Annotated in this window: 6 protein-coding genes; all 6 read left to right on the plus strand. The window is 65.0% G+C overall.

The window, feature by feature from the left end; all coding sequences use genetic code 11:
- Positions 1-875: 875 nt before the first annotated feature.
- Positions 876-2,684 carry a translation elongation factor 4 gene (gene lepA / locus EV671_RS26085; RefSeq protein WP_132576821.1) on the plus strand — a complete coding sequence of 603 codons (1,809 nt, stop codon included), beginning with the start codon at positions 876-878 and terminating at the stop codon, positions 2,682-2,684.
- A gap of 31 nt (positions 2,685-2,715) precedes the next feature.
- Positions 2,716-3,693: a signal peptidase I gene (lepB, locus tag EV671_RS26090; protein WP_132576822.1), complete on the plus strand. Its 978-nt coding sequence runs from the start codon at positions 2,716-2,718 to the stop codon at positions 3,691-3,693.
- 8 nt (positions 3,694-3,701) lie between these two features.
- Complete coding sequence (locus EV671_RS26095) at positions 3,702-4,085, plus strand: DUF4845 domain-containing protein (protein ID WP_243655897.1); 384 nt, start codon at positions 3,702-3,704, stop codon at positions 4,083-4,085.
- A gap of 7 nt (positions 4,086-4,092) precedes the next feature.
- Complete coding sequence (gene rnc, locus EV671_RS26100) at positions 4,093-4,800, plus strand: ribonuclease III (protein ID WP_132576823.1); 708 nt, start codon at positions 4,093-4,095, stop codon at positions 4,798-4,800.
- Positions 4,797-5,708 (plus strand): GTPase Era, encoded by a 912-nt coding sequence (gene era, locus EV671_RS26105; RefSeq protein ID WP_132576824.1) that lies wholly within the window; start codon positions 4,797-4,799, stop codon positions 5,706-5,708. Before rnc ends, era begins: the two co-directional genes overlap by 4 nt.
- 264 nt (positions 5,709-5,972) lie before the next feature.
- Positions 5,973-6,326, plus strand: a complete 354-nt coding sequence (gene tnpA / locus EV671_RS26110) for an IS66-like element accessory protein TnpA (RefSeq protein ID WP_132576825.1) — start codon at positions 5,973-5,975, stop codon at positions 6,324-6,326.
- Positions 6,327-7,084: the final 758 nt, after the last annotated feature.

Here is a 7,084-nt window from a genome sequence, read left to right on the forward strand (position 1 = left end):
CTCACTGCCCTCGATCACACCCGGCCTGAGCGGGCACTTCGAGCAAAACCGCGTCCTCACCGCCGAATAAGCGCGTTTCCTGACCGCCGTTCACAACAGGATCCCGAACACCTCGCAATCATGGTCAACTGAGCCCGATCATTTGGCGAAGCGGTGTTCGACATTCGCCCGGAACGGCGTCCGGGACGGTGTGGAATGCGCAGGCAAGCGGGCTGCGGTCGTGACGAGCCGCCAAGCTCGATGCTCCGGACCGCGACGCCTACCGGCGCGATGTGCTGAAGCGGTGTCTGGCTCGGCCTGACCTCGCCGGACGTCCGTCGCGACTTCCCACTGTGACCTTGGTGCCGGGCGCTGGCATGAGACGCCTAAACCACGGCCGCCGGCTCGGGCTTTCCGCGATGCGGCATACCGGACCGGACGTGTCGAAAAGGTTGTCCACCGTTTCGGGAAGTTGGCACCGGCTAACTTTTGCGACCTGATTCGGATTGTTCGTCCTGCCCGCTAAAATCTGGCCTCGACGCACCCGGAAAGCGGTGTCTGGCGATGGAATCTGCGGCCGTCGGCGAAGCCGGGATTTGATCCACAGGCGATCCACAAGAACTTGTGGATAAGCTGTGGTTAAAAATCCTTGTTGGCAGCCTGCAACGGCCGGAAAACCAATGCTGGTGCGGTTTCCCGGCTGGGCCTTTTGGCTACAATGGAAGCCCAACAAGCAGTTGCCATACCTTTTGTTGGAAGGCGCGTCACCTCTTCGACGTGCCTTTTTTTTATGTCCGGCACGGCGCTTCGCGCCTTCACATCGCTGCGCGATTGAGAGCCTTCCATGCAAGGGCTCGCGCCGTTGAAGTTTTCCGGCCTCGCGCAATGCAGACTCCATGAACCATATCCGCAATTTCTCCATCATTGCCCACATCGACCACGGCAAGAGCACGCTGGCCGACCGCATCATCCAGCGCTGCGGTGGCCTGAGTGACCGGGAGATGGAGGCGCAGGTGCTGGACTCCATGGACCTGGAGCGCGAGCGCGGCATCACGATCAAGGCGCAGACTGCTGCGCTGCAGTACACGGCCAAGGACGGCAAGGTCTACAACCTCAACCTGATCGACACGCCAGGCCACGTCGACTTTTCGTATGAGGTGAGCCGCTCGCTGTCGGCCTGCGAGGGCGCGCTGCTGGTGGTGGACGCCTCGCAGGGCGTCGAGGCGCAGACGGTGGCCAACTGCTACACGGCGCTGGACCTCGGCGTCGAGGTCGTGCCGGTGCTGAACAAGATGGACCTGCCGTCCGCCGACCCCGACAACGCCAAGGCCGAGATCGAGGACGTCATCGGCATCGATGCCGACGACGCCATCCCCTGTTCGGCCAAGACCGGCATGGGCATCGACGAGATCATCGAAGCGGTCATCGCCCGCATGCCGCCGCCGCGCGGCAACCCCGAGGCGCCGCCGCGCGCGATGATCATCGACGCCTGGTTCGACAACTACGTCGGCGTCGTCATGCTGGTGCGCGTGGTGGACGGCGAGCTGCGCAAGGGCGAGCGCATCCGCATGATGAATACCAACTCGGTCTACCCGATCGAGCACCTGGGCGTGTTCACGCCCAAGAGCGAGAACCGCGACAGCCTGAAGGCCGGCGAAGTGGGCTTCATCATCTGCGGCATCAAGGAGCTGGCCGCCGCCAAGGTGGGCGACACCGTCACGCTCGAAAAGAAGCTGCCCAACAACGCCGGCCCGGCGACCGAGGCGCTGCCCGGCTTCAAGGAAATCCAGCCGCAGGTGTTCGCGGGCCTGTACCCGACCGAGGCCAGCGAGTACGACCAGCTGCGTGACGCGCTGGAGAAGCTCAGCCTCAACGACTCGTCGCTGCGCTACGAGCCCGAGGTCAGCCAGGCGCTGGGCTTCGGCTTCCGCTGCGGCTTCCTGGGCCTGCTGCACATGGAGATCGTGCAGGAGCGCCTGGAGCGCGAGTTCGACCAGGATCTCGTCACGACCGCGCCCAGCGTCATCTACGAGGTGGAGCTGAACGACGGCGAGGTCATCCAGGTCGAGAACCCGTCCAAGATGCCCGACATCGGCCGCATGCGCGAGATCCGCGAGCCCATCGTCACGGTGCACCTCTACATGCCGCAGGACTACGTCGGCGTCGTCATGACGCTGGCCAACCAGAAGCGTGGCGTGCAGCTGAACATGGCCTACCACGGCAAGCAGGTCATGCTGACCTACGAGATTCCGCTGGCCGAGATCGTGCTGGACTTCTTCGACAAGCTGAAGAGCGCCTCGCGCGGCTATGCCTCCATGGACTACGAGTTCAAGGAATACCGCGCCGCCGACGTCGTCAAGGTCGACATCATGATCAACGGCGACCGCGTCGACCCGCTGGCCATGATCGTGCACCGCAGCCAGAGCCAGTACCGCGGCCGCGCGGTGGCGGCCAAGATGCGCGAGCAGATTCCGCGCCAGATGTACGACGTGGCCATCCAGGCCGCCATCGGCGCCAACATCATCGCCCGCGAGAACATCAAGGCGCTGCGCAAGAACGTGCTGGCAAAATGCTACGGCGGCGACATCACCCGCAAGCGCAAGCTGCTGGAAAAGCAAAAGGCCGGCAAGAAGCGCATGAAGCAGATCGGCTCGGTCGAGGTGCCTCAAGAAGCCTTCCTCGCCATCCTGCAAGTCGACGACTGACCCCCTCCCTTCCGCCTTGAAAACCTCCCCGATGAGTGCTCTGACCGGTGTTTTGTACGCGGCCCTCGTGGCCTACCTGGGCGGCTGGTATGTTGGCCGCTGGAGCGGCAACTTCGCGCTGCTGCTCTTCATCCTGACCACGGTGACGCTCTTCTACTGGCTGGCCGAGCGCTTCCATTTCGCGCCGGCCCGCCGTGCCGCGGCCGATGCGCTGCTGGTCAACGATGCCAAGCGCCGCGAGGCCCTGGCGGCCCAGGGCATCTCGCGCGTTGACGGCGATGTCGAGCCCGCCCGCCAGCAGATCCTGCAGCAACCCTGGTGGCTGGACTGGACCGCTGGCCTCTTCCCGGTGATCCTCGTCGTCTTCCTGCTGCGCAGCTTCCTGTTCGAGCCCTTCAAGATCCCGTCGGGCTCCATGGTGCCTACGCTGCTGGTCGGCGACCTCATCCTCGTCAACAAGTTCCACTACGGCGTCCGCCTGCCGGTGATCAACAAGAAGATCATCGCCAACCATGACGTGCAGCGCGGCGACGTGATGGTCTTCCGCTACCCCGAGGACCCGAGCACCGACTTCATCAAGCGCGTGGCCGGCATCCCGGGCGACGAGATCACCTACACCAACCAGAAGCTCTACATCAACGGCCAGCTCGCCCCCGTGCAGCCCCAGGGCAATTTCTACGACGAGGACGCGCGCGTCTATCGCCAGCGCTTCCTCGAGAAGCTCGGCGACAAGGAGCACCAGATCCTCGTCGAGCCGGGCGCCCAGCGCTTCTTCCGCCCCGACCGTGCCGACGGCCCCTTCCCCTTCCAGGAGAATTGCCGCTACAGCATCGAAGGCGTGACCTGCAAAGTGCCGGCCGGCCACTACTTCATGCTGGGCGACAACCGCGACAACTCGCGCGATTCGCGCTTCTGGGGTTTCGTGCCCGACGAGAACATCGTCGGCAGGGCCTTCATGGTCTGGATGAATTTCGGTAACCTCAAGCGCATCGGTACCTTCTTCAATTGATGCCCCAGATGAGCCGCCGCCAAATCATGCCGTCGTCCGCCCCCCGCCGCCAGCGGGGCCTCTCGCTGATCGGCCTGCTGTTCTGGGGCGGCGTCATCGCCGTCACGGCGGTCGTCGCGATGAAGATCTTCCCGACGGTGCTCGAGTTCTACACCATCCAGCGCACCGTCGATCGCATCGCGGCCGCCAACCCCCCCACCGTGCCGGCCGCGCGCGCGGACTTCGATCGGGCCACGATCACCGAATACTCCATCCAGAGCATCAAGAGCGCCGACCTGGAGATCTCCAAGGACGGCAGCGACAAGGTCGTCATCGAGTTCGCCTACGACAAGGAGATCGACCTGTTCGGGCCGGTCTACCTGCTGATCAAGTACCGGGGCCGGTCGAAGTGACCCGTCGATGACCTCCGCCGCGCTCGATGCCCTGCAAAAGCGCCTCGGGCACCGCTTCACGCGGCCCGACCTGCTTGCCCGCGCGCTGACCCACCGCAGCTTCGGTGCCGACCACAACGAGCGCCTCGAATTCCTGGGCGACGCCGTGCTCAGCCTGACCGTGTCCAGCCTGCTCTACGAGCGCTACGCTGGCTCCGACGAAGGCGACCTGACCCGCGTGCGCGCCCATCTGGTGCGCGAAGACAGCCTGCACAGGCTGGCCCTGGCCCTGGGCCTGCCCGAGGTGCTGAAGATGTCCGACGGCGAAGCCCGTGGTGGTGGCGCGCAGCGCCCGTCCATCCTGGCCGATGCGGTCGAGGCCGTGCTCGGCGCGGCCTATATCGATGCCGGCTACGAGGCGGCCCTGGCCATCGTGCGACGCCTGCTCGGCGAGACCATCGCGACCGCCGCCAGCGCGGGCGACTTCGCCAAGGACGCCAAGACCGCGCTGCAGGAATGGCTGCAGGCCCGCCGCATCGCCGTGCCGAGCTACCGTATCGTTGCGGCACGCGGCCAGGCCCATGCCCAGACCTTCGAGGTCGAGTGCGCCGTGCCGGCCCTGGACGTGGCCGAACTGGGCGAGGGCCGCTCACGACGTGCCGCCGAGCAGGAGGCCGCGCGCCGCCTGCTCGATCGCCTGCAGGACCGATTCACTGCCGAACGAGGCAAACCATGACCGAGACCACCAAGCCCGCATCCGAAGCACCGCAGCGCTGTGGCCTCATCGCCATCGTCGGCCGGCCCAACGTCGGCAAGTCCACGTTGCTGAACGCCCTCGTCGGCCAGAAGGTCAGCATCACCTCCGACAAGGCCCAGACCACGCGCCACCGCATTACCGGCGTGCGTACCGTGGACGAGGCCCAGTTCGTCTTCGTCGACACGCCCGGCTTCCAGACCAAGCACAACGCCGCGCTGAACCGCACGCTCAACCGCACGGTGCATGGCGTGCTGGCCGACGTGGACCTGGTGCTCTTCGTCGTCGAGGCCGGCCGCTTCGGCCTGGACGATGCCAAGGTGCTGGCCCTGCTGCCTGAGGACAAGCCGGTCGTGCTGATCGCCAACAAGCTCGATGCCGTGCACCGCCGCGCCGAACTGGCTCCCTGGCTCAAGGGCATGCAGGAGAGGCGCAACTTCGCGGAGTTCGTGCCGCTGTCGGCCAAGAAGGCAGCCGACGTCACGCGCCTGTTCAACATCCTCAAGCCCTATCTGCCCGCGCAGGGCTGGTTCTACGAAGAGGACGCGCTGACCGACCGCAGCGAGAAGTTCCTGGCCAGCGAGATCATCCGCGAGAAGCTGTTCCGCCTGACCGGCGACGAACTGCCCTACACCTCCACCGTCGTCATCGACAAATGGGAAGAAGAGGGCGAACTGCGCCGCATCAGTGCCAGCATCGTCGTCGAGCGTGACGCCCACAAGGGCATGATCATCGGCCAGGGTGGCGAGCGCCTGAAGCGCATCGGCTCGGAGTCGCGCCAGGAGCTGGAGCACCTGATGGATGGCCGCGTCTTTCTGGAGCTGTGGGTCAAGGTGCGCTCGGGCTGGGCGGACAGCGAAGAGCACCTGCGCAGCTACGGCTACGAGTGAGTTGGATCGCTGCGGAGGTGGCGGCCGTCGTCTGGCCTTGCTTGCGGAGTGGTCGGTCAGGTTAACCGCGCAATCCCAGTGCGCGCAACCAAGCGTCCACCTGACCGAAAGCATCCACCTGTCACTGGTCCGGCGACCGATCGTCAAGCGCCTGACTCTCTTCAACGAACTTGCGGACACAGGGTAAGCGTGCAGCCGTGGCACCTTGAGAACGGCGGCCGCAGCGATAACGATGGTGTCCAGTTACGCAAATAGCTGGACACGATGCAAGCTGAACAGAGTCGCAAGCGTAGGCGCTACAGCCCCGAGCTGAAGGCCCAGATCCTGGCCGAGTGCGAGGTACCGGGCATGTCGGTGGCCAAGGTTGCTCTGGCGCATGGCATCAACACCAACATCCTGCACGGCTGGCGCAAGTTGACGCGCCGCGCGGAGCCGGCGGTCGTGCGCCAGGAGTTCGTGCCGGTGGCCGTGGCGGCGACGGCGCCGCCCCGCTGCGACGACCGCGCCATCGAACTCGAGTTGCGCCGCGGCACGATGGCGATCAAGCTGCTGTGGCCGACGAGCGCGGCGGCGGCGCTGGCGGTCTTCACGCGCGAGCTGTTGCGGCGCAACGTCTAAGACAGCTATTGGGCTGACTTCTGCGGACTCACGCACACAGGCATTCAGCACTATCGGCGGTGGAGAGACGATGGCGTGCTGGAGCCGAGCTACGACCCGCTCGAGGTGGTCGGTACATTGGATTTCTGTGCTCGGATCTCGCTTTTGAGCACGGCCGCCATAGCGATGTTGTCCAGCTCAGAGGGGCTGAGCGGACGAATCCTTAATGAGGGAAAGCCGCTGCTCCCACCGCGCCGCCCGAAGGTTGCAGAAGACGTAGCTCGATCAGGCTGAAGCCCCCGTCGGCCATCTTTATTTCTCGACGCCGGTGCCCTGGCCCGTTAGCGCGACGGCCTCGGCCTGGCGACAGAACCAGGCCACCGCTGAAAACTTGCCCTGCACTCTGATTGCGGCCCTTTATGGCGCCGGTTGTCATCAATATTGGCGATGCGCCATCAATCCGATCGCGTAGATTCGTGATCAGTTCGATGCCGGCATGGACTCGTAAGCTCCTTTAGCGATGTGAGAAGGTGAGGACACCATGTGGCGAGTTGCCCAATTTGCGGGTGCCCTTCTGCTCGCGTTCGGAGTGTCAGCCGCGAATGCAGGACTGGCTGGCGCGGTAGTCAAAGCCGCCGAGGAAGCTGCTGTTGCCGCCAAGGCTGCAAAAGCCGCGGAGGAAGCTGCCCCGATGGCCACCCCAAACTGCTCCACTCGTGGCCACCCAAACTGCTCCGGGCAGGACGCAGGGATTATGTGGGGTCCGAGGTGATGAGCAG

Source organism: Roseateles saccharophilus (genome assembly GCF_004342485.1).
GTDB classification, from domain to species: Bacteria; Pseudomonadota; Gammaproteobacteria; order Burkholderiales; family Burkholderiaceae_C; genus Pelomonas; species Pelomonas saccharophila.

What these genes read in the sequence shown, in the direction of transcription:
- lepA (WP_132576821.1), top strand. Translation starts at nt 876, where the DNA reads ATGAACCATATCCGCAATTTCTCCATCATTGCCCACATCGACCACGGC.
- lepB (WP_132576822.1), top strand. Translation starts at nt 2,716, where the DNA reads ATGAGTGCTCTGACCGGTGTTTTGTACGCGGCCCTCGTGGCCTACCTG.
- EV671_RS26095 (WP_243655897.1), top strand. Translation starts at nt 3,702, where the DNA reads ATGAGCCGCCGCCAAATCATGCCGTCGTCCGCCCCCCGCCGCCAGCGG.
- rnc (WP_132576823.1), top strand. Translation starts at nt 4,093, where the DNA reads ATGACCTCCGCCGCGCTCGATGCCCTGCAAAAGCGCCTCGGGCACCGC.
- era (WP_132576824.1), top strand. Translation starts at nt 4,797, where the DNA reads ATGACCGAGACCACCAAGCCCGCATCCGAAGCACCGCAGCGCTGTGGC.
- tnpA (WP_132576825.1), top strand. Translation starts at nt 5,973, where the DNA reads ATGCAAGCTGAACAGAGTCGCAAGCGTAGGCGCTACAGCCCCGAGCTG.